We start from the raw sequence: 21,381 nt of genomic DNA on the forward strand, positions 1-21,381 counted from the left end.
GTAAAATCATGTTACCAATTTCACCATGGTCGAGATATTCCTGCGCACATTACCCTTCTTTGCGATCATCGGCCTGGGATACTGGGCCGGGCGCAGCCGATTCTTTACCGAAGACGCCACGGCCTATCTGACCAAATTCGTGTTCTATTTCGCCCTGTCGGCGATGCTGTTCCGGTTCTCGGCCACCCTGCCCTTTGCCGAGATTTTCGATGGCCGGCTGATAATTGGCTATCTGATCGGCACCGCCGGCGTTTATGCGCTGGCGACGCTGGTGGCCTATCTGCGCGGGCTTGATGTGCCGACAGCGGCGGTCGAGGCGCAATGCGCCGCCATCGGCAACGTGGGTTTTCTGGGGCTTCCCATGATGGCCCTGTTGTTCACCGAAGCCGCGATCGGGCCGATGATGCTGGTCCTGACAGTCGATCTGGTGGTGTTTTCGTCGCTCATCGTCATCCTGATCAACGGCGGGCGGGACGGGAAACTGACACTGGGTACCCTGCGGCTGATCGGGGTCGGCCTGCTTAAAAACCCGATGATCGTGTCGATCAGCATCGGCCTTCTTTGGTCTGCCATCCGGCTGCCGGTTCCGGCGCCGCTGGAAAACTTCCTGACCATTCTGGGTGGCGCGGCGACGCCCGGCGCGCTGTTCGCCATCGGCGCGTCACTTGCCAGCAAGTCGGCCGAGCGGGTTCAGATCGCGGGCTGGCTCAGTTTCTGTAAACTGGCCGTCCATCCCGCATTGGTCGCGGTTGCGCTGTTGTGGCTGATCCCGGTCGATCCATTCGCCGCCACCGTCGCCATCGCCGCCGCCGCGCTGCCGGTGGCGGGCAATGTCTATATGCTGGCGGCGCATTATGGTGTCGCGCCGCATCGGGCCTCAGCCGCCATCCTGATCTCGACGGTGCTGTCGATCCTGACGGTCCCGGCGGTAATCGCCTGGATCACCTGAGGTCAAAAACGGATCACATAATCCTTGCGTGTGGTTTCGATCACCTCCCAAGTGCCCCTGAAACCGGGGCGCAGGATGAAACTGTCGCCGGCTTGCAGCGGATATTCTGTCCCGTCATCGCCGGTGATGATCGAGCGGCCCTCCAGAATGCGGCAATACTCCCATTCGTCATAGGATATCCGCCATTTGCCGGGCGTTGACTGCCAGATGCCACAGTACAGGCCATCGATTTCTTCCGCGTTCCATGTGGTGAAAACGGGATCGCCAAAGATCACCTTTTCGGGAGCCGGACGTTCGGTTTCCGGTTCCACAGCATCGGTCGTCAGTTTCAGAAAAGTGCTCATGTTCGCGGCCCCTTGCGGTCAACTTGAATTGTTTCACCGTTTTTTTGGCGCATGTCCAGCGCGGCAGCGCTTGCCATGTGGGACAGTTTACCCGGGTTTCTGCCGCAAAAAACGGCAATCCTGCCGCGCACCCGCTGGACCCTGCGGCCATCAAAGGGTAGCGATAGGCCAACTGAATAAGGAGCCCGATTATGGAAACCGTTTCCGAGAACAAGGCCTTTGGCGGCGTGCAGGGTGTGTACCGGCATGCAAGCGCCGCGACCAGTTGCGACATGACCTTTGGCTTGTTTCTGCCCGCCGAAGCCAAGGATGGGCCAGTTCCGGTTCTGTGGTATCTGTCGGGCCTGACCTGCACTCACGAAAACGCCATGACAAAGGCGGGCGCGCAAAGCTGGGCCGCCGAACAGGGGATCGCGTTGGTGTTTCCCGACACCTCGCCACGCGGCGAAGGCGTGGCCGATCATGAAGACTACGATCTGGGCCAGGGGGCAGGTTTTTATGTCAACGCCACGCAAAAGCCCTGGGCGCCGCACTTCAATATGTGGACCTATGTGGCCGAGGAACTGCCCGCGCTGCTGACCGAGCATTTCGCCATCGACGGCGATCGGCAGGCAATCACCGGGCATTCGATGGGCGGGCATGGCGCTCTGACCCTGGCGATGAACCTGCCCGGGCGGTTTCGCTCGGTCTCGGCTTTTGCGCCAATCTCGAACCCGACGGGCAGCAACTGGGGCCGCAAGCAACTGAGCGCCTATCTGGGGGATGATGAGGCCGCGTGGGCGAAACACGACTCTAGCCTGTTGATGAAGGAAAAGGGCTTTGACGGGCCGATCCTGATCGACACCGGCACCAGCGACCAGTTCATTGACCTGCTGCGCCCAGAGGCGCTGGCCCATGCCATCGCCGAACGCCGCCAGCAGGCCACCAATCGCTTGCAGCCCGGATACGACCATTCCTATTTCTTCGTGTCGACCTTCATGGAAGATCACATCTCATTCCACGCCGAAGCGCTGTATGGGGAGTGAGCCATGAGCAAGTTCGACTATGATCTGATCATCATCGGCTCTGGCCCCTCGGGGAAATCCGCGGCGATCCAAGCGGGCAAGCTGAAGCGCAAGGTTCTGGTCATCGACCGCAAGGACCGGCTGGGCGGGGTATCAGTGCACACCGGAACCATTCCGTCCAAGACCCTGCGCGAAACGGTACTGAATCTGTCGGGCTGGCGCGAGCGCAGCTTTTACGGGCTGGCCTATCGCGTCAAGGATCAGATCAGCGCCGACGATCTGAAGGGACGTCTGCACAAGACGCTCGATTATCAGGTCGACGTGCTGGAACACCAGTTCAACCGGAACCACGTGGAAACGCTGAACGGACTGGCGAAATTCATCGGCCCGCACGAGATCGAGGTGACTGCGGACACTGGCGAGACGGCCCGGTTGACCGCCGCCAAGTTCCTGATCGCGACCGGAACCCAAACCTATCGGCCCGACTATGTTCCGTTCAACGGCAAGACCGTCGTGGACGGCGATGAATTTCTTGAAATGGATGAGATCCCCCGCTCGCTGGTTGTCATCGGCGCGGGTGTGATCGGGGTGGAATATGCCACCATGTTCTCGGCATTGGATGTCCGGGTGACGCTGATCGAACCGCGCGAGACCTTCCTGGATTTCATCGACCGAACCCTCATTCAGGAGTTCACCCACCAGATCCGCGAAAACGGTGTCGATCTACGGCTGGGTTCAGCGGTTGAAAAGATCGAGGATGCGGGCACCCATGTCGAAGTCAGTCTGGCCAACGGCCGCCACGTGCGCGCGGAAATGCTGCTGTTTGCCGCCGGGCGCATGGGTGCGACCTCGGCCCTGAACCTCAAGGCTGTGGGGCTGGAAACCGACCACCGCAACCGGTTGGATGTGGACCGCAAGACCTATCAGACCGCCGTGCCGCATATCTATGCCACTGGCGATGTGATCGGGCACCCCTCGCTGGCCTCGACCTCGCTGCAGCAGGGGCGCGTTGCCGCCTGCCACGCGCTGGAGACACCGACCCTGCCAGAAAGCCCCTGGTACCCTTACGGCATTTACTCGGTCCCCGAGATGTCGACCTGCGGCATGTCCGAAGAGGAATTGCAGGAACGCGGTATCCCCTATGAAGTGGGCGTTGCACGGTTCCGAGAAACCTCGCGCGGGCATATCATGGGATTGGAACACGGCATGCTGAAAATGCTGTTTTCGCTCAAGACCCGGCGGGTGCTGGGGGTGCAGATCGTGGGCGAAGGCGCAACCGAGTTGATCCACATCGCTCAAGCGGTGCTGAACCTGAAAGGGACGGTGGATTACTTCGTGCAGAACACCTTTAACTATCCGACCCTGGCCGAGGCTTATAAGATCGCCGGTCTCGACGCTTTCAACCGCATGCCGATCCCGGACGAGTTCAAGGTGCGCAAGAAGCCGGTCGCGGTCAAAACCGAATCCGAGGTGGCGGAGAAAAAGGCCAAAAAGGCGTGACGCTTTACGTCGATGCCGACGCCTGCCCCGTCAAGGCCGAGGCCGAGCGGGTCGCGACGCGGCATCGGTTGCCCATGATGCTGGTATCGAATGGCGGGCTGCGCCCATCGCCAAACCCGCTGGTGCAGGTTGTGATCGTAGCCGAAGGCGCGGACGAGGCGGACAAGTGGATCGCCGAGCGCTGCGGCAAGGGGGATGTGGTGGTAACCTCTGACATTCCGTTGGCGGCAAAATGCGTCGAGACGGGGGCGCGGGTTCTGCGCCCCAATGGCGAGGCGTTCACAGCCGCCAATATCGGCCAGCAACTGGCGATGCGCGACCTGATGGCCGATCTGCGCGCCGCCAACCCACTTGGGGCTGGCGGCGGCGGCAAGGCGTTTTCCAAGGCCGACCGGTCTCGGTTTCTGGACGCGCTGGAACGGGAAATCAGGACAGCGCAGCGGAGCTAGGCAACCATTCCACAGACTTAATGTTCGGGGTCATTTGGTGGCACGTCCAACCCGGCCTTTTCCAACCCGTCCATCAGGCGCTCGATAAAGTCACCCGGCATTCCGCGCGCGCGGTAGGGTGCCCGGGGGTCATCCAGGAACTCGGTGTGTTGATCTGTCAGGACAGCCGCCGTCTCTCTGGCTTTTTCGTCTTCTCCGTTCATTGCATAAATGGCCGTCAACGTGGTCAGGCTCATCGGCCCACTTGGCGTTCCCATGCTCAAAAGATGATTGCGAGCCGCTTCGTAATCACCTTGGGCATAGGCATGCAGCACCCAAGCGTTGTCATATCCGGGATGGAGCTTGGGGTTGAGTTCGCGCGCGCGTGAAATCCAATCTTTGCCCGTCTCCCACTCTCCGGAATAGGCCAGAAAGATCCCGAGATCGGCCAAAATCCAGGAATCATTGGGGTTCAGTTCGATGGCCCTGTTTGCATGGTTCAGGAAGACGGCTTTGTCATCACCGACCATCTGACTCAAAATCGCCAGCGCGTAATAGGCATCGGGGTTGTCGCGGTCTACTTCCAGCGCCCGGTTGGCTGCATCGCGTGCCAGCTGCGCCCAATTCGGAGCGGTATCAAGGGACCGTTTCTTGGATTCCAGATGATTGAAAGCCAGTCGCGACCACCCCAAGGAGAACCCGGGCTCTTCTTCGACGGTTCGCAACAAACAGTCACGCGCCTTGCGGTGCGCCTCCAGGCTGAATGTCTGGTAGAACCAGAAAGCCAGCAGATAGCATTAATACGCTTCAAGGTTTTCCGGCGCCTTGTCGCGGATCGCCTGCTGGACGCTGGCCTGAAACAGCGGCGCGTCGCTTGAACCGACCTGCGCCGCAACCTTGCTGGCAATCTCGATCTGTATGTCCAGCAGGTCCTGCACACTCAAATCCCGGTCAAACGGACCGGGCGCAGGCAACTGACGGCATGTCTTTGCATCTGTAAAAGTTGTGGTGATCCTCAGGTGATCATTCGACCGGCGAACCGTGCCTCCCAGGATATAGTCGGCACCCAGCTCATCCCGGATCACGTCGCAGCTTGGGTCGTCGCGATATGCGCTGCTCGCTTCTGGCGCAATCACGAACAGGTTCGATGATTTGGACAGCATCGCATTCAGGTCGCGGGTCAGCCCCTGGCCAAAGAAAGCTTCCTCAGGCGCGCCTCCGACATCTTCAAAGGGAAGGATCGCAATCCTGGCGCCGGTGGGCAAACCGGGATTGTCTTCGTCGTCGCGCCCGAACAAGAACACCAACCCAAGCGCTGCGGCGGCCGCTGCGCCCGCAGCGATCCCCAAGCCTTTCCGCACCCTGCTGAATTTCGCTTTCCTGGCTGCCTCAGGTGGCCACGTCCAGACCTCAACAGGCTGGGAAATGTTCTTCAGCACATGACTGCCAAAATTGCCAAATGTGACATCCACCTTGCCTGCAATCTGCTCTGCGACCGGCTTCGAGATGCAGATGCCACCGGACGGGGCCATAGTTTCGAGCCGGGCGGCAATGTTTACCCCGTCGCCCAAAAGGTTGTCGCCATCCGCCATGACGTCACCAAGGTGAATGCCCATGCGAAGGCACATTCGCTTTTCTTCGATCAAAGTGTCGTTCCGGTTACCGATTGCGGCTTGTACCCCCACGGCGCAACGAACCGCTTCGACCGGGCTGGCGAATTCGGCAATGACACTGTAGCCAGCGCTTCCGAATATGCGGCCACCATGTCTGGTTACCTGTTCGCCAACAAGGCGCTGGACGGATTTCAAGGCGCTGACCGTACCTTCCTCGTCGCTTCCCATTAGGCGCGAGTATCCAACAACATCCGCGGCCAAGATGGCTGCCAGCCGGCGTTCCATTCAATCCCCCCTGAAATGAAGCTTATACTGAAACTACTCCCCCTCAAAACTTGACTGACATAGACGGCAAAGCCGTTGGCAGTTGGCGCTTGCACATCCACTTGCGAATTGGTTCATTCGCCCTGCCCCGTTTCTGACAACCCGACAGGATGAACCCGATGCCCGTAAACGCCGTCATCTTCGACATTGGCAACGTCCTGATCGAGTGGCAGCCCGAACGATACTATGACCGTGTGATCGGCGAAGCCCGGCGCAAGGCGATGTTTGCCGAAGTCGATCTGCATGGCATGAACGATCTGGTCGATCAGGGGCATCATTTTACCGAAACGATCTATGGCTGGGCCGAGAAATACCCCGGCTGGCGCGACGAAATCCGCATGTGGCATGACAAGTGGATTGAACTGGCCGCGCCGGAAATCCCGCATTCGGTCCGGCTGCAACGGGCGCTGCGGGCCAAGGGCGTACCGGTGTTCGCGTTGACCAATTTCGGAGTGCAGAATTTCGACTATTCCTGCACGGTTTATCCTTTTCTCAACGAGTTCGACCGGCACTATGTCTCGGGCCGGATGCAAAGAGTGAAACCGCATGCGCCGATCTATGAAATGGTCGAACGGGACTGCGGTTTGCCGCCCGAAACCCTGCTGTTCGCAGACGACCGCATCGACAATATCGAAACTGCCCGCGCCCGCGGCTGGCAGACGCACCATTTCACCGACCCGCAGCGATGGGCCGAGCGTCTGGTGGCCGAGGGGCTATTGACCGAAAGCGAGGCCACATGACCATCACACAGATCCCTTTTGCCGAAGGCGAGGCCAATCTCGACTGGTTGGAACTGACCGAAGCCTTGGCCGCCGGCCACAGACTGCCAAAGGCAGAGATTGGCGATACGCTGCTTTATCGTGATCCCGACACCCTATTGTCGCGGGCGGCCTGGATTGACGGGCTGGGCATGGCGGTAAAGACCGCGAACATCTTTCCCCGCAACCCCGACCGTGGAGAGCCGCTGATCAACGGTGCCGTCAATGTCTATAGCGACCATGACGGCTCCCTGTCGGCGCTGGTCGATTTTCATCTGGTCACCAAGTGGAAGACCGCTGGCGACAGCCTGTTGGGGGCGCTGCGTCTGGCCAATCCGGACAGCCGTGAAATCCTGATCGTCGGCGTCGGCGTCGTGGGGCAATCCCTGTGCGAAGCCTTTGGCGCCGCCTATCCAAGGGCCCGGCTGCGGCTGTGGAACCGGACCTTGTCCAAGGCCGAGGAACTGGCGGCATCGCTGGGCGGCGTCGATGTGGCCGCGGATCTGGCCGAAGCGGTGAACCGGGCCGATATCGTGATTTCGGCCACGATGTCCTCGGACCCGGTGATCCAGGGAGAATGGCTGCGCCCCGGGCAGCATCTGAACCTGATCGGCGCCTATCGACCCGACATGCGCGAGACCGATGACGAGGCTTTGCGACGGTCGCGCATCTTCGTGGACAGCTTTGACACCACGATCGAACATATCGGCGAGATCAGGACACCGCTGGCCGAAGGGGTCATCACGCGTTCGGACCTGTTGGCCGATTTCTATGATCTGGGTGCCTTTTCCTATGAACCGGGCGCAATCTCACTTTTCAAGAACGGCGGCGGCGCGCATCTGGATCTGATGACCAGCAAATACATTCTGGACAAGTGGCCGGGGTGATCAGGCCAACTGCGCCTCGCCGGTCCGGTTTTCGCGGATCGGCAGGTGCACGATGGCGCTGAAGGCGCCGACCCCCACGCCGACCCACCAGACCATGGTGTAGTCGCCATAAAGGTCGTACATCCGCCCGCCCAGCCAGACGCCCAGGAACCCGCCAAGCTGGTGGCTGAAGAAGACGATCCCGTAAAGCGTACCCATATAGCGCAGTCCGTAAAGATGCGCGACCAGCCCCGAGGTCAGCGGCACGGTAGCAAGCCAGAGCGATCCCATAACCACCGAAAAGACGATGACCGATGTCGGGGTGATCGGCAACAGGATGAAGGCTGTGGCCGCGATAGTGCGCCCGGTGTAGATGCCTGCCAACACAAATTTTTTGGTGAAATGCTTGCCCGCCCACCCGGCCGTCAGGGTCCCGGCAATATTGGCGAGGCCAACCAGCGAAATGGCGACTGCGCCGAGCGCTGATGTCGTCGTGATCCCCATCGAATGCAGTACGCCGCCCGGTTGGATCGGGCCGCACATCTCGGTCACGAAAGCGGGGAAATGCGCAGTGATGAACGAAAGCTGATAGCCGCAACTGAAGAACCCCAGAAAAATCATCGCATAGGAGGGGTCGCGCAGCGCCTTCATCAGGATGTGGCCCATGCTTTCTTCCAGCTCCTGCCTGCCGACCGGGGTCGGCGCACGCATGAAGGGCAGCGTCAGGACAAGCGCCAGGATAAGCGCGGCAAAGATCACAAAGACCTGCTGCCACTGAAAATGACCCAGCAGGAATTCGGCAAAGGGCGCGCCCACCACCTGCCCGGCGCTGCCCGCCGCGGTGACGACGGCCAGGGACATCGACCGGTTTGCATCCGACGACGCCCGCCCGACCACGGCTAGAACCACGCCGAACCCGGTTCCTGCGATGCCGAAACCCACAAGCCAGGCGTAAAGCTGCATCTCGATCGGCGTCACGGACCAGGCCGTCAGGACCATCCCGGCAACATAGGTCAGCGCGCCCATCACGATGGCGCGGCGATCCCCGATCTTCTCGGCAATGGCGCCAAAGATCGGCTGCCCGATGCCCCAGGCGAGGTTCTGGATCGCGATTGCCATGGAAAAGTCGGCGCGCAGCCAGCCGAACTCTGCCGCGATGGGAATCTGGAACACACCGAAAGAGGCACGCACGGCAAAGCTCACCATGATGATGATGCAGCCGACGATCAGGACAGGTGTCAAAAAGCGGGTAGAACGACCCATCAAGAAGTCCCGGTTGGTTGTTCCGGCGACGTTAGCGGGAAAACATGCGGGGTCAATTCAGGATATTTGGCCATGGCGATAAGGGAAATTGATATGACGCAAGGTTTTCCCCGCTTTCCAAGGCGGCAGACGGAAGGTATGCCTCAGGAATGTTTGACGTGATTTCGCTATATTCCGACCGCGTGACCGAAGGCATTTTGCACGCGGACGACGCGCAGGAGGCGGTGCTGCCTGAATTCGAACGCATCCGTTCGGAGCTGGCAAAACCGGTCAAGCGCGGACTGTTTCGCAAACCGCCCCCCCCGCCCAAGGGCTTGTACCTGTGGGGCGGCGTCGGGCGCGGCAAGTCGATGCTGATGGACATGTTTGTCGAAACGTTGGGCGACATCCCGTCGCGGCGGGTGCATTTCCACGCTTTCATGCAGGAAATTCACGCAAAGATGCATGAGGCGCGGCAACGCGGAGTCGAGGACACGCTGGCGCCGGTGGCGGCCGAGGTGGTGAAATCGGTCAAGGTTCTGGCCTTTGACGAAATGCAGATCACCGACATCACCGACGCGATGATCGTGGGACGCCTGTTCGAGTTCCTGTTCGACGCCGGCGTTGTGGTGGTCACCACCTCGAACCGGGTGCCGGACGATCTGTACAAGGACGGTTTGAACCGGCAATTGTTTCTGCCCTTCATCAAGCTGATCAAGGAGCAGCTGGTGGTGTGGGAGATGGTCTCGCCCACCGATTACCGGCAAAATCGGCTGGAGGGAGCGCCCGTCTATTTCACGCCCATCGGCCCCGAGGCGCGGGAAAAAATCCGCGCGGTCTGGCGCGATTTGTCGGGAGGGCCCGCAGAACCACTGGTGCTGCACGTCAAGGGGCGCGAGGTTGTTCTGCCCGCCTTTCGCAACAGCGTGGCGCGGGCGTCGTTCTATGACCTGTGCGGACGGATGCTTGGGCCGGGCGATTACCTGGCGATTGCCGAGGCGGTAAAAGTTCTGGTGCTCGAAGATATCCCTCGCCTGTCGCGCAACAACTTCAACGAGGCGAAACGCTTCGTGACCCTGATCGACGCCTTGTACGAGGCCAAGGTGCGGCTGATCTGTTCGGCGGCGGCGCAACCCGAGATGCTGTATGTCGAGGGCGAAGGCACCTTTGAGTTCGAACGCACCGCCTCGCGTCTGCGCGAAATGCAGGCAGAGGGCTGGGGGGCCTAAGGGGGCGCTGCCCCCGCCGCCTTTGGCGGTTCAGCCGTTTTCACGCAGGATGTTGCCCGCCAGATAGAGAGAACCGCAAATCAGCACCCGGGCCCGGGAATCTTTGGCTATGATCGCGTTCAGGGCCTCACTCACGCTGACTGCGGTCGCGGCGGCCAGATTGACCGACCCAGCCGCCGCAGCAGTATCTTCAGCACTGAGCGTGTTGGCTTCGCCGGGGATTGAAACGGCTATGAGGCTTTGCGCCTGACCCGCGAGCGGGTGCAGATAGCCGGTAACATCCTTGGTGTTGAGCATGCCGCAAATCAGGTGTGTCGGGCGCGCAGGCAGTTTTGACAGCAGGTCCGCCAGCGCAACACCGGCGGCGGCGTTGTGACCACCGTCGAGCCAAAGCTCGGCTTCGGGCGCGGCCTCGACCAAAGGGCCGGTTTTCAGGCGCTGCATGCGGGCGGGCCAGAAGGCATTTGTCACTGCGGCCTCATAGGCCGCATCGCCCATGTCCAGATGGCGCAGCACGGCAAGCGCCGCGCCGGCGTTCTGAACCTGATGTGCGCCCATCAGGTTCGGCAGCGGCAGGTCGCGCAGGCCGGTTTCATCCTGATAAACCATTCGCCCGTTTTCTTCGTGCACATGCCAGTGCTGGCCATAGGCGATCAGCGGCGCGCCGAGCCGGGCGGCGGTAGATTCGATCACCTCCAGCGCCTCGTCTGGCTGTGGTCCCACGATGCAGGGCACGCCGCGCTTGATGATCCCGGCCTTTTCCGCTGCAATCTTGGCCAGCGTGTTGCCCAGATATTGTTCGTGATCGATCGAGATCGGGGTAATCACGGAAACTGCCGGTTGGTCGATGACATTGGTTGCATCAAGCCGCCCGCCAAGGCCGACCTCGAGCAGCGTGAAATCCGCCCGCGCGCGGGCAAAGGCCAGCAGGGCCGCACAGGTGGTGATTTCGAAATAGGTAATGTTCTCGCCGCCATTGGCGGTATAGCATTCATCCAGAACCGCCGTCAGGTCGGGTTCGGAAATCAGCTCACCAGCAACGCGGATGCGTTCATGAAACCGCGCCAGATGCGGCGAGGTATAGGCATGCACGCTGCGCCCAACAGCTTCCAGCCCGGCGCGGATCATCGCCTGGGTCGATCCCTTGCCGTTGGTTCCGGCGATGTGGATCACCGGCGGCAGCTTGTCTTGCGGATTGTCCAGCGCCGACAACAGCCGCCAGACACGATCCAGCGTCAAATCGATGATCTTGGGATGCAGCGCCATCATCCGGTCCAGGATGAGGTCGGATGTGGGCGCGTTCATTTCTCGGCTTCAGCCTCGGCTGGGGCCGCCTCGGCCTTGGGTTCCTGGACATCCGGCGAGGGCAGATCACCGGCAATCGCGGGCGGCAGATTCAGCAGCATGCGGGTGATGGTAATCAGCTCGTCCCGCATCTCGGTGCGCTTGGTCACCCGGTCCAGCATGCCGTGATCCAGCAGGTATTCCGCGCGCTGGAACCCTTCGGGCAGTTTCTCGCGGATTGTCTGTTCGATGACGCGCGGCCCGGCAAAGCAGATCAGCGCGTTGGGTTCCGAAATATGCACGTCCCCCAGCATCGCGTAAGAGGCGGTGACGCCACCGGTGGTGGGGTGGGTCAGGACCACGATATAGGGCAGGCCCGCCTCTTTCAGCATCTGCACCGCGACGGTGGTGCGCGGCATCTGCATCAGGCTCAGGATACCTTCCTGCATCCGGGCGCCGCCAGCAGCCGAGAACAGGATCAGCGGGCGCTTGAGTTTCACCGCCTCTTGCGCGGCGGCGATGATGGCGTTGCCCACGAACATGCCCATCGAGCCGCCCATGAAGCTGAAATCCTGTGCGGCGGCGATGATCGGCGTGCGCCCGATCTCGCCGGCGGCGACCAGCATCGCCTCTTTCTCGCCGGTTTTCTTCTGCGCCGCCTTCATGCGGTCGGGGTATTTCTTCTGATCGCGGAAATGCAGCGGATCTGCGGTGGGCGCAGGCACGGCAACCTCGGTAAAGATGCCGCCATCGAACAACGCCCTGAACCGGTCGCGCGGGGTGATCGCCATGTGGTGATCGCAATGGGTACAGACGTTCTGATTATCCGCCAGCTCACGGTGGAACAGCATCGTTCCGCACTCGTCGCATTTCTGCCAGAGATTCTCGGGCACTTCGCGACGCGAGAAAATCGAGTTGATCCGCGGACGGACGTAGTTTGTGATCCAGTTCATGACAGAACCCTGATTGTACTGCGTTCAGGTCACATAAGACCCTGCGTCAGGAAATGCAATCAACGCCTGATGGCAATTCGGGCCGCCAGCCAGGCCGTCAGCATCATTGCGAAATCGACATAAAGCCAGTCACGCAGAAACTCGGTATCCGACATCTCGTAGGGAATCAGGAACAGGGCCAGACCGTCCAGACTGCCCGGCAACGCGACGAAGAGAAGCGCAATCACGTTGTTGAACAGGTGCAGCGCGATTGCCGGTCCCAAGGTGCCGGCCCGCGCCGTCAGGTCGGCCATCAACAGCCCGAACACACCGGACCACAACGCGATCAGAACCGCGTTATCCCCCGCCTGCGCGGGCAGGTAGTGCCCCATCGCAAACAGAACCGACGGCACGACCATCCAGATCAGCGGCGACCGAAAGCGCGCTGCCAGGCTTTGCTGGATGTAGCCGCGGAACAGGATCTCTTCGGCCCCGGTCTGGATCAGGACGGCCAAAAGGGAAAGCGGCAACAAGATCAGCCATTGCGCGAATGGCAGGTTCGGCTCCAGCGGTGTGCCCATGTCATAGGGCGGCAGCACCAGAATGACACCGCCCAGAATCACAAGCACGCGCAGCGCTTGGCGGAATTGGTGGACGGTTTGCCGAAATGGGCCAATGACCGAACCAAGCGAACGGTGTTGCATTTGCCGCACGGCCAGCACGACCCCCAGTATGACGAACCCGAAACTCGCCAGAAGCGTGATCATCGGCCCCGGTGCGGTTCCGGCCAGAAAATCCAGCACCCATTTCTCGGACATTGAGATGCTGACAAGGGCGAACAACGCCGCGTTCAGGGAAAACACTACAACCGCCACCAGCGTCAGGCCCACCAGCACCCGCCAGATCTCGGACCGGGGACGAACCGGCAAGACAAGCTGGTCATGGGCCGAATAGGCCGGACAACCGCCTTCACCGCCCATTTATGGCGTCCATATCTGCGGCAGGAGCGTTGGTGGCGCCGGATTCGGATCCTCCGAACTTCTCGACACGCAACCGGTCGGCCACATTGACAAGGTGCCCGGCCACCGTTTCCAGCAATTGCACCGCCACCGACGAGTCATTTTCTACCACCGCACGGAACTCCTCGGCTCCGATTCTCAGAAAACTGCTTTTTTCCTGCGCGATCAGGTCGAATTGACGGGGCAATCCGGTGATGATCGACAGATCGCCGATCAGGCGGCCCGGTTCTACCGTCGAAATCGTGCGGGTCTGACCCTCGTCGTCCTTCCAGCTCAGCAGCGCGCGCCCCTCCAGGCACAGATAGGCGGCATCGGCGGATTGCCCGCTCGAAAAGATCACTTGCCCCGCAGCCGCGTCATACCATTGCGCGGAAAACGCCAGCAGCCGCTGGTTGCGTGCATCGATCTTGGCGAACAATTCGGTCGAGGCGATGATGTTCAGCTTTCGGCTGAGATCGGCCGCCGCACCTTCGCCCAGTTCAAGCTGCGTGCGTGAAACCCCATCGATGCGACCATCCTGGATTTCGATGAACAGGTCATAAGCCTCGGGATGGGCAAAATGGTCTTCCATGAAGATCATGATCGAATCGGGCAGCAATTCACGCAATTTCTGCCGAGTGCGCAGTCGGCTTTCGGAATCGTGGCTGGCCAGAGCCTTGTCGAGGATCAGGATGTCGGGCCGCTTGATCCCCGCGCGAGAGAATGCCGCGCGTTCCTGAAACACGGTCGGCAGATTGGTGCCCCCCAGACCAGAGGGCAGATCATAGATGATGGCGGCCACGCGGCGGCGCAGCCCGGCCTCGTTCAGGACCTCAGCCACCACATCCTCGATCTCGTCCAGACGAGCGCCGGCCATGATGGACACGCGGCCGTACAGCGCGTTTTCCATGACGGTGAGGCGCGGCACATACTGGTCTGGCGAGACCGGAACAAACAGCCCCTCCATCGCGTTTCGCAGTTTTTCCGCCTGAGTCCGGCGGATCGAGAGGATCTTTTCCTTGTACTTTTCCGGAAAGCTGGGGCCGATCTGTTCGGCCGTCAGCAAGAACGGGACGGTCAACAGCAGGGCGCGCTCGGACTCATCCAGTGCGCGATCCCCACGCGCCGCCCGCCGCCCGGCGATGTCGAGCAGACGGTGATACATTTCGGGTTCCATGCCCAATCGCCGGAACAGCGGGTGATCGGTGTCGTCACGTCCGAACGTCTGCTTGAGGGCCTCGATGACGCCCAGCGCGATATCCCGCGCCTCCTCGGCCAAACCCTGCCCGCTCAGCATTTCGATAAAGCGTTCGTCGCCCGCCAGAAGTTCGGGCGCGATGTTTTGGGTGGGGGCCGCAAAAAGCAGGTTGCCACCCAACGGAACGGCGGGGTTGAACCGCTCGGGATGGAAGCGATGCACCAGATCGGAAAGGCCGCTGGCGGCGATACGCTCTGCGATCTTCGGGCGCAGATCGACCAACGCCTGCGCCAACTCCGGATGCAAGTCCGGATCCAGGCGCGATCGCAGGGTGCGGCGGAACATGAACTCGTCAATCCCCATCGCCTCGACCAACTGAAACCACCAGTCACGGATCTGCTCGCCATCCTCCAACCCGGCGAGGCCCGGATCGGTCCAGTCCATATCCAGCGGATCGGTGCTGTTTCCAGCGCGTTGCGCCTCGGTCTGGGCTCGGCTGAGTGCACTCGATCCGTCATCCCCCTGATGATGCGGAGATGTCCGCAGCGGCATCAGAAGGTTGTCGCCCAATGTTCCATCAAACAGGTAGGGGCGGGAATGGGCATAACCGACACGGGCCGCAATCACGGCCTGATGCAGATCGTTGAGCTTGTGGCGGGCGACAACAACCTCGCCATGCGAGGGCAGAACCTCGCGGGTCAGAAGATGCGCGATCGCCTGCCGTTCGGAGGCCCGTGACGACTGGATTGCCACACGTGCGCCGGGCGGAATGGTCAGGTTGATGTCTTCGAGGATGATGTTGCCATCCTGATCCTGGACCGTTACCTCCCGCAGTTCGACCGCGCCGCGCAAATGCGGGATTTCCTTTGGGCGACCTTCGAACAAGTGTTCGGGGATCATGTCGCGGGGGGCAAACCGTTCGGTCACAATCTGCCAGCGCAGTGACATGTCCTGCACCTGATTGTAATAGAACAAAAGGTCTTTCCACGGCCCCGACAGATCCTTGTAGGCCGCCAGCGCCGCCACCAGCGCCCCCACGGTGATCTGGCCCTTGATCGCAAGATATCCGCCGACCGAATAGAACAGAAACGGCGTCATCTGCGAGATCAGGTTGTTGAGGAACTTCATGAAGAACTTCTTCTGATAGATCCTGAACCTGATTTCGAACAACCGCCCCAGCCGGTCGGTAAACTGCGCCATCCGGTATCGCCAACCGCCATTGGCGCGCAGGTCGCTGATGCCGGCAGCGCTTTCACCAATTTCGGAACTCAGTCGCCGGACTTCCTGAATCCGGTCCTTGTTAAGCAGGTTGATCTGGCGCTGCAGCATCGGGATCAGCCAGGCCTGCAACGGGATCAACGCCACCGAGGCCAGACCGAACCACACGCTTTGCATGAACAGGAACGTGACGATGGTCAGCATCTGCCCGGCCTGGAACACCGGCTGGGCAACCGCATCGCCCATCAGCCCGCCCATCGGTTCGGCCTCGGATGTGATCATCGACACCAGTTCGCCCTGACTTGTCGTCGCGAAATAGGCCTTGGGAAACCGCATCATCCGCCCGATGAGCGTATATCGCAGACGCCGCAGCATACGTTCGGACAACACACCTTTCATGGTGTTGATGCGCATCTTCATCAGGCCGCTGACCAGAACGGTGGCCAGGAACGCAAAGCACAGAACCAAAAGATACTGCACCTGAGTCAGCGTCACGCCCCAAAGCTCGATCGTGGCGCGGGTCGACCCGATGGCGTCATTGATGATCCGCTTGGGCAATTCCAGCGAGGCATAGAGGAACGGAAAGGACATAACGGTCAGCGCCAGCAGAACAAGCTGCTGCCGTTTGGAATACTTCCAGATGAACGCGAACAAACTGGGTTCCATACCCCGGTCCCTCTGCTGGCTGGAGCAATCCGCGGCGCGCCGCGAAAAACCCACTGCTACCGGGACATTGACGGTAAGCACTGCCCCACTCGATTACAAGAACACGCACGCTTCCCGGAACGGTTCACGCAAGGTTTCAAATTGACGAAATAGCACCCGCCATGCCCGGATCAGAGTACAGAATTTCATTTACCGGTAAATTTTCCGCGCATTGTCTTTATCTTGCCAATGTTCTTTCGCTAAAGAGGAGCCAATCATCCACTCAACGGACAGGCGATGGACAGGTTGCTGGACCGAATTTTGCACAAACAGGCGATGAAACGCTGGCAGGCCGCTGCCAACGGGTCCAAGAGCGCCGATCTGACTGAATTGCGCAGCCAGCGCAACCGCGCCCGAGCCCTGCGCCGCAACCTTGACGAGCTTATCCAGGTCGCGGACGGACGCCTGGCGCGTCCGCGCCTGGGCAGCAATCACTTTCCCCGACCGCACGGCACAGAATGGGCCTGGCGACCCAATCTGTGGCGCGGCCCGATACGCAAACCGGGACTATCCTCGGTGGCAAAACGCGAACAGATCGGTGACGATGTCGCCCTGTTCCACGACTGCCCGCTTTCCGAAATCACCCTTCGCCAGTTGCGCAACACGAATGAAGAGGATTTCGCGCCGTTTGGTGTCTGTCTGGAAGTGTTTGAGTTTCAGGGGTCGTTTCTGGCATTGGCCATCGATCTGCCGCCCGAAGCCATGCAAGGGCTGACGCGCGCTCACATGATCCGCATGGATATGATTGTCGAAGCAGAACGTCCGGTCGGGATAATTGCTCGGCTCAACGTTCAACATGGGCCGAATACCGGGCAGGTGTCTCAAGAGCTGACCACCGAGACGCGCGCAGCAAGCGCCGAATTCGATCTGGCCTATTCCGATATGAACGAAAAACGGGTTGAAAAGATCTGGCTGGACCTGATCATTCAGAATCCGGAATGGAACCAGATCGTTCTGCGCGACCTGACACTGTGCCGCCATCACCGCGCCGATCTGTAGTCGAGGACTGACATGAGCCAGTTGACCCTGACGAAACTACGCCTGGAAAACGGGATCTGGGATGGCCTTGTGACCGGCGCTACCGAACCGCCGCGTCTGGATGTCCGGCATCTTGACCAGCCCGTCGATGGGGTGTCCGTGACACAGGACGGGTCCGGATGGGCGGTTCGAATACCGGTCCCGGCGGCGGCCGTGACCGAAGGCGTGAATTGCATCCTCATCTTTGACACCGAGACCGGCGCCAAACTGGGCGATATCACCCTGATTGCCGGAGAACCGGCAGCAGATGACCTGCGCGCCGAGATCGAGTTGCTAAGGGCGGAACTCGATACGCTCAAACGCGCATTTCGCCGCCATTGCACAGAGGCGTAATCCGTCTTTCGGCAAGTTTGAAACCGCAGGGGCTCGAGGACAATCGAGCCAAAATGCTGGAACACGTGTAAATTCGCAATTCGGAGCAGATTATACGTGCATCCAAATATTCCCCAGAAAATCAAATTTTATGATATAATGTCTGAGTTTTTTCAGCTCAGGCTTAATTATGATCAGCTTAAAGAAGATATTTATTGTCTGGCTCTTCGGAATTCTGCTCTCGGTTTCCCTGCAACCGAGACATGCGTTTGCGCAGGTGCCGCCACACAATCCCGGTGAGATTTGTTTCACGGCCTATTTCTGGTGCTGGGCTGATTATCCCGGCCCGCCAGGAGCTTATTGCGAGTGTTGGTATAACGGCGCCTGGTATCCGGGTTATCTGGGGTGAAATGTCATGGCGAACCAGGATACCCAAAGACCATATGAATCCTCGGAACGTACTGCCGTCCGCGAATTTCTCAGGGATGCAAGGCGGGTTGAAAATTACGCCACCTGCTGCGGATACCTGAATGACGACAAGTTCCTGCTGGCGCTCGAAGCCGCGCACAGGGCCGAAAAAGAAGGTGGGCTGGAAATCGACTCCGAAGCCTACCGGACGCTGCGGTCGGAATTCAACAACGTGATCCGCAGCATCTATCCCGTCACCCTGCTGGACCTGCGGGAATGGAACCCGTTTCAAAGCCGCCAAAGCGCCCGGGATATCCCTTTGCCCTCGCGCATCCTGCATGGAACAAAGAAATGGTTCACCAATCTGACTATCGCGGTGGGCGCATTGGTGCTTTTTGTTCTTACCGGGTTTTACACGGTCTGGGCGCAACGCACCGAATTGCTGATCAGCGAGATTCAGGCCATTGAAAAACAGGATTTGGTGGAACTGGAACGCACCTATCTGGCCTGGCTGATCGGACGTTTGGAGAACAATGGCAGCCATGACAGCCAATGGAATTCAAGCTGGAGCGAGGGGTCGTCTTATTTCGACAAGATCCTCGCCTTCGAGGAAAAGGTCGAAAAGCTGCGGCTGGATGTTCAAAGGGCGGAACAGGAAACCTACCCTCTGCAAAAGACACTGGGCCGGGTCGCTGACTATACCTGTTTTGAACAGGGCGCGGTTTCACCCGGTCCAAGCAACGCGTCGCCGCGTCCGCAAAGAGCGTATCGCGCGCAGTGGCTCAAGATCTTTTGCCCTCAAACCAATACCGCGACGCCATATTTTCAAGGCGGCACGTCGGCACCCGTACAGGTCTCCGCCAACGGAGAAATCGCACCACAGGCCATTCTGGACTACTTCGCAGTCATGAGAGAGACTTTCAGAAGCGTCTCGAACACGGTCGACCTTGGTCAACGCGGCGCGTCCGTTTCCCGATCCGCAAAGGCGGTGCAGGCCGAACCTGCCTCGTTCTATGCCGGGTCCGGCATCGATTTCACCGCACCTCTCCGACCGGATCAGTGCGAGGACGAGGTGAAAAAGATACTGGCCAATATTTCGGGTATGCTGGCAACGCAGGGCGCCGAGTCAAGACGCGTTGCAAGTTCGCTGCAAAATCCCGAGATCCTGTTCGATATCACGTTGCGCACCAAGCTGATCCAGTTCATCCGCTGCGCCCGCAAGCAGGAACCCCTTTCACCGTTCCATTGGCTGGGCTCGGGCAAATCGTTCAAGATCGACAACACGTATCAATTGCAACGGGAATACCGCGTGGTGTCCAAATGGTGGCTGCCGTCGCTATACGGCGCGTTGGGGGCCATGGTTTACACGCTGGGGTTCATGCTCAGCCGCACCAATCCCGATCCCAAGTTCTTCCGCTCGGTCGTGCGCTTGATGATGGGATCGCTTGCCGGTGTTGCCGTGGTCAATTTCTTCACCCCCGAGGTGGCCAACATGATCTATGTGCCGTTCAAATCGATCGGGCTTTTGGCGCTGGCATTCCTTGCGGGGTTTTCGATCGAAGTGGTTCTGGCGCTATTGCGCAGCATCATCAACCGTTGGAGCGAGCGGGTGTCGACCGTTGGCAGCGGGGCGCATTGATTGCAGCAAAAAGGGCCGCTCGATGGCGGCCCTTGTCAAGAAATGCCTTTTTATCAGTTCTCGGCACCAAAGGCGGACAGCCCTTTCAGAATGTCTATTGCATAAGCCAATTGATAATCCTGCTCGCGCAGTTCGGCGGTTGCCTCCGCCTTTGCACGATCTTCCTCGATCTGGCGGACTTCGTCCTCGGAAAGGCTGTCATTGTTCAGACGTCCGCGCAGGTCAGCCTCGGAGCGGGTGCGCGGTTTCTTGTCTTCCTCTGCCTCTTCCGCAGGCTGGCGGCGTGGCTGTTCGACAACAATATCCGGGCTGACGCCCAGCGCCTGAATCGAGCGGCCCGACGGTGTGTAATACCGCGCCGTGGTCAGGCGCATCGCGCCATCGCCACGCAACGGCATCACCGTCTGGACCGAACCCTTGCCAAAGCTCTTGGTGCCCACGACAATCGCCCGACGGTGGTCCTGCAAGGCACCGGCCACGATTTCCGAGGCCGAGGCCGAACCGCCATTGATCAGCACCACGACCGGCTTGCCCAGCGCCAGATCGCCGGCGGTCGCGTTGAACCGCTCGCCATCTTCTGGGTTACGGCCACGGGTCGATACGATCTCGCCTTCTTCCAGGAACGCGTCCGACACCTTGATCGCCTGCGTCAGCAACCCGCCGGGGTTGTTGCGCAGATCCAGCACGACGCCGTTGATCTTGTCGATGCCGCCCGCTTCCTCGATCTGCTTGTCCAGCCCTTCCTTGAGATTCGGATAAGTCTGATCGTTGAAGGTCGTCACCCGCAGCACCACGCTGGTGCCTTCGGTGCGGGCGCGCACGGCGGTCAGCTTGATCGTGTCACGGATGATCGTGACATCGAACGGCTCGGCCTCGCCTTCGCGAACGATGGTGATCACGATTTCGGACCCGACCGGCCCGCGCATCAGGTCAACTGCCTTGTCCAGGGTCAGGCCCAGAACGCTTTCACCGTCGACATGGGTGATGAAATCGCCCGCCTCGACCCCGGCCTCGTCCGCCGGGGTTCCGTCGATCGGCGAGACAACTTTGACAAAGCCCTCTTCCTGGGTGACTTCGATACCCAGACCGCCGAATTCGCCGCGCGTCTGCACCCGCATCTGTTCCGCGTCATCGGGCGACAGATAGCTGGAATGCGGATCCAGCGATGTCAGCATGCCGTCAATGGCCGCTTCGATCAGTTCATTCGCCTCGACCTCTTCCACGTACTGGGCGCGGATGCGTTCAAAAATGTCGCCGAACAGATCAAGTTGCTCGTAAACTGTTGCGTTGTTCTTTGCTTCCTGCGCCAGCAGAGGACCCGCGATCTGCGTTGTCGCGATCACGCCCGCTATAGTTCCGGCCAGACCGGCCATCACGAATTTTTTCATACTC

19 protein-coding genes are annotated in these 21,381 nt (G+C 60.1%); 10 read left to right on the top strand and 9 right to left on the bottom strand.

What is annotated here, in order from left to right; genetic code table 11:
• The first annotated feature begins 25 nt into the window (after nt 1-25).
• Entirely contained in the window at nt 26-949 is a 924-nt protein-coding gene (locus AC2FLX_RS10720) for an AEC family transporter (RefSeq protein ID WP_480748467.1), read from the top strand.
• Nucleotides 950-951: 2 nt separating this feature from the next.
• On the opposite strand, the gene AC2FLX_RS10725 is transcribed toward AC2FLX_RS10720, so the two are convergent.
• Entirely contained in the window at nt 952-1,293 is a 342-nt protein-coding gene (locus AC2FLX_RS10725; RefSeq protein WP_480748466.1) for a cupin domain-containing protein, read from the bottom strand.
• A gap of 191 nt (nt 1,294-1,484) precedes the next feature.
• Here AC2FLX_RS10725 and fghA point away from each other — a divergent pair, with 191 nt between their 5' ends.
• The 3 genes from fghA to AC2FLX_RS10740 are packed head-to-tail and all read left to right on the top strand — an operon-like array spanning nt 1,485 to nt 4,246.
• The gene (gene fghA / locus AC2FLX_RS10730; protein WP_480748465.1) at nt 1,485-2,318 is read left to right on the top strand and encodes an S-formylglutathione hydrolase; all 834 of its coding nucleotides are present in this window, start codon (nt 1,485-1,487) and stop codon (nt 2,316-2,318) included.
• 3 nt (nt 2,319-2,321) lie between these two features.
• The gene (sthA, locus tag AC2FLX_RS10735) at nt 2,322-3,797 is read left to right on the top strand and encodes a Si-specific NAD(P)(+) transhydrogenase (protein WP_496811170.1); all 1,476 of its coding nucleotides are present in this window, start codon (nt 2,322-2,324) and stop codon (nt 3,795-3,797) included.
• Nucleotides 3,794-4,246 carry a YaiI/YqxD family protein gene (locus AC2FLX_RS10740; RefSeq protein WP_480748463.1) on the top strand — a complete coding sequence of 151 codons (453 nt, stop codon included), beginning with the start codon at nt 3,794-3,796 and terminating at the stop codon, nt 4,244-4,246. The genes sthA and AC2FLX_RS10740 overlap by 4 nt, the downstream gene beginning before the upstream one ends.
• Nucleotides 4,247-4,263: 17 nt before the next feature.
• Here the strand turns inward: AC2FLX_RS10740 and AC2FLX_RS10745 are convergent, their stop codons facing one another.
• Both AC2FLX_RS10745 and AC2FLX_RS10750 read right to left on the bottom strand, forming a co-directional pair.
• Complete coding sequence (locus tag AC2FLX_RS10745; RefSeq protein WP_496811171.1) at nt 4,264-4,950, bottom strand: tetratricopeptide repeat protein; 687 nt, start codon at nt 4,948-4,950, stop codon at nt 4,264-4,266.
• 72 nt (nt 4,951-5,022) lie between these two features.
• Nucleotides 5,023-6,123 (bottom strand): adenylate/guanylate cyclase domain-containing protein, encoded by a 1,101-nt coding sequence (locus tag AC2FLX_RS10750; RefSeq protein WP_496811172.1) that lies wholly within the window; start codon nt 6,121-6,123, stop codon nt 5,023-5,025.
• A gap of 158 nt (nt 6,124-6,281) precedes the next feature.
• On the opposite strand from AC2FLX_RS10750, the gene AC2FLX_RS10755 reads away from it, so the two are divergent.
• Both AC2FLX_RS10755 and AC2FLX_RS10760 read left to right on the top strand, forming a co-directional pair.
• The gene (locus tag AC2FLX_RS10755) at nt 6,282-6,902 is read left to right on the top strand and encodes an HAD family hydrolase (RefSeq protein WP_496811173.1); all 621 of its coding nucleotides are present in this window, start codon (nt 6,282-6,284) and stop codon (nt 6,900-6,902) included.
• Nucleotides 6,899-7,807: an ornithine cyclodeaminase family protein gene (locus AC2FLX_RS10760; RefSeq protein WP_496811174.1), complete on the top strand. Its 909-nt coding sequence runs from the start codon at nt 6,899-6,901 to the stop codon at nt 7,805-7,807. Before AC2FLX_RS10755 ends, AC2FLX_RS10760 begins: the two co-directional genes overlap by 4 nt.
• On the opposite strand, the gene AC2FLX_RS10765 is transcribed toward AC2FLX_RS10760, so the two are convergent.
• Complete coding sequence (locus AC2FLX_RS10765) at nt 7,808-9,049, bottom strand: MFS transporter (protein WP_496811175.1); 1,242 nt, start codon at nt 9,047-9,049, stop codon at nt 7,808-7,810. It abuts the gene before it with no gap.
• A 149-nt stretch (nt 9,050-9,198) separates the two neighbouring features.
• Between AC2FLX_RS10765 and zapE the strand changes: the two genes are divergently transcribed.
• Nucleotides 9,199-10,257 (top strand): cell division protein ZapE, encoded by a 1,059-nt coding sequence (gene zapE, locus AC2FLX_RS10770; protein ID WP_480748458.1) that lies wholly within the window; start codon nt 9,199-9,201, stop codon nt 10,255-10,257.
• Nucleotides 10,258-10,287: 30 nt separating this feature from the next.
• Here the strand turns inward: zapE and AC2FLX_RS10775 are convergent, their stop codons facing one another.
• From AC2FLX_RS10775 to AC2FLX_RS10790, 4 genes are read right to left on the bottom strand one after another with little or no spacing between them, the layout of a single operon-like run.
• Nucleotides 10,288-11,562 carry a bifunctional folylpolyglutamate synthase/dihydrofolate synthase gene (locus AC2FLX_RS10775; RefSeq protein WP_496744288.1) on the bottom strand — a complete coding sequence of 425 codons (1,275 nt, stop codon included), beginning with the start codon at nt 11,560-11,562 and terminating at the stop codon, nt 10,288-10,290.
• Nucleotides 11,559-12,494, bottom strand: coding sequence for an acetyl-CoA carboxylase, carboxyltransferase subunit beta (gene accD, locus AC2FLX_RS10780; protein ID WP_480748456.1), 936 nt, complete (start codon nt 12,492-12,494; stop codon nt 11,559-11,561). The genes AC2FLX_RS10775 and accD overlap by 4 nt, the downstream gene beginning before the upstream one ends.
• 59 nt (nt 12,495-12,553) lie before the next feature.
• Complete coding sequence (locus AC2FLX_RS10785) at nt 12,554-13,453, bottom strand: CPBP family intramembrane glutamic endopeptidase (protein ID WP_480748455.1); 900 nt, start codon at nt 13,451-13,453, stop codon at nt 12,554-12,556.
• Complete coding sequence (locus AC2FLX_RS10790; protein WP_496811176.1) at nt 13,443-16,553, bottom strand: ABC transporter transmembrane domain-containing protein; 3,111 nt, start codon at nt 16,551-16,553, stop codon at nt 13,443-13,445. The genes AC2FLX_RS10785 and AC2FLX_RS10790 overlap by 11 nt, the downstream gene beginning before the upstream one ends.
• A gap of 276 nt (nt 16,554-16,829) precedes the next feature.
• Here AC2FLX_RS10790 and AC2FLX_RS10795 point away from each other — a divergent pair, with 276 nt between their 5' ends.
• The 3 genes from AC2FLX_RS10795 to AC2FLX_RS10805 all read left to right on the top strand — a co-directional run bounded on the left by AC2FLX_RS10795 (nt 16,830) and on the right by AC2FLX_RS10805 (nt 19,989).
• The gene (locus AC2FLX_RS10795; RefSeq protein WP_496811177.1) at nt 16,830-17,591 is read left to right on the top strand and encodes a DUF6478 family protein; all 762 of its coding nucleotides are present in this window, start codon (nt 16,830-16,832) and stop codon (nt 17,589-17,591) included.
• A 12-nt stretch (nt 17,592-17,603) separates the two neighbouring features.
• On the top strand, nt 17,604-17,963 hold the full coding sequence (locus AC2FLX_RS10800) for a hypothetical protein (protein WP_480748452.1): 360 nt from the start codon (nt 17,604-17,606) through the stop codon (nt 17,961-17,963).
• Between the two features lie 394 nt (nt 17,964-18,357).
• Nucleotides 18,358-19,989: a hypothetical protein gene (locus AC2FLX_RS10805; protein ID WP_480748451.1), complete on the top strand. Its 1,632-nt coding sequence runs from the start codon at nt 18,358-18,360 to the stop codon at nt 19,987-19,989.
• 53 nt (nt 19,990-20,042) lie between these two features.
• Here the strand turns inward: AC2FLX_RS10805 and AC2FLX_RS10810 are convergent, their stop codons facing one another.
• Complete coding sequence (locus tag AC2FLX_RS10810; protein ID WP_496807286.1) at nt 20,043-21,377, bottom strand: S41 family peptidase; 1,335 nt, start codon at nt 21,375-21,377, stop codon at nt 20,043-20,045.
• Nucleotides 21,378-21,381 lie beyond the last annotated feature (4 nt).

This window comes from Ruegeria sp. YKSF57 (genome assembly GCF_059612585.1).

Coding starts and splice junctions, on each gene's coding strand:
- AC2FLX_RS10720 (WP_480748467.1), top strand. CDS start 26: ATGGTCGAGATATTCCTGCGCACATTACCCTTCTTTGCGATCATCGGC.
- AC2FLX_RS10725 (WP_480748466.1), bottom strand. CDS start 1,293: ATGAGCACTTTTCTGAAACTGACGACCGATGCTGTGGAACCGGAAACC.
- fghA (WP_480748465.1), top strand. CDS start 1,485: ATGGAAACCGTTTCCGAGAACAAGGCCTTTGGCGGCGTGCAGGGTGTG.
- sthA (WP_496811170.1), top strand. CDS start 2,322: ATGAGCAAGTTCGACTATGATCTGATCATCATCGGCTCTGGCCCCTCG.
- AC2FLX_RS10750 (WP_496811172.1), bottom strand. CDS start 6,123: ATGGAACGCCGGCTGGCAGCCATCTTGGCCGCGGATGTTGTTGGATAC.
- AC2FLX_RS10755 (WP_496811173.1), top strand. CDS start 6,282: ATGCCCGTAAACGCCGTCATCTTCGACATTGGCAACGTCCTGATCGAG.
- AC2FLX_RS10760 (WP_496811174.1), top strand. CDS start 6,899: ATGACCATCACACAGATCCCTTTTGCCGAAGGCGAGGCCAATCTCGAC.
- AC2FLX_RS10765 (WP_496811175.1), bottom strand. CDS start 9,049: ATGGGTCGTTCTACCCGCTTTTTGACACCTGTCCTGATCGTCGGCTGC.
- zapE (WP_480748458.1), top strand. CDS start 9,199: ATGTTTGACGTGATTTCGCTATATTCCGACCGCGTGACCGAAGGCATT.
- AC2FLX_RS10775 (WP_496744288.1), bottom strand. CDS start 11,562: ATGAACGCGCCCACATCCGACCTCATCCTGGACCGGATGATGGCGCTG.
- accD (WP_480748456.1), bottom strand. CDS start 12,494: ATGAACTGGATCACAAACTACGTCCGTCCGCGGATCAACTCGATTTTC.
- AC2FLX_RS10785 (WP_480748455.1), bottom strand. CDS start 13,453: ATGGGCGGTGAAGGCGGTTGTCCGGCCTATTCGGCCCATGACCAGCTT.
- AC2FLX_RS10790 (WP_496811176.1), bottom strand. CDS start 16,553: ATGGAACCCAGTTTGTTCGCGTTCATCTGGAAGTATTCCAAACGGCAG.
- AC2FLX_RS10795 (WP_496811177.1), top strand. CDS start 16,830: ATGGACAGGTTGCTGGACCGAATTTTGCACAAACAGGCGATGAAACGC.
- AC2FLX_RS10800 (WP_480748452.1), top strand. CDS start 17,604: ATGAGCCAGTTGACCCTGACGAAACTACGCCTGGAAAACGGGATCTGG.
- AC2FLX_RS10805 (WP_480748451.1), top strand. CDS start 18,358: ATGGCGAACCAGGATACCCAAAGACCATATGAATCCTCGGAACGTACT.
- AC2FLX_RS10810 (WP_496807286.1), bottom strand. CDS start 21,377: ATGAAAAAATTCGTGATGGCCGGTCTGGCCGGAACTATAGCGGGCGTG.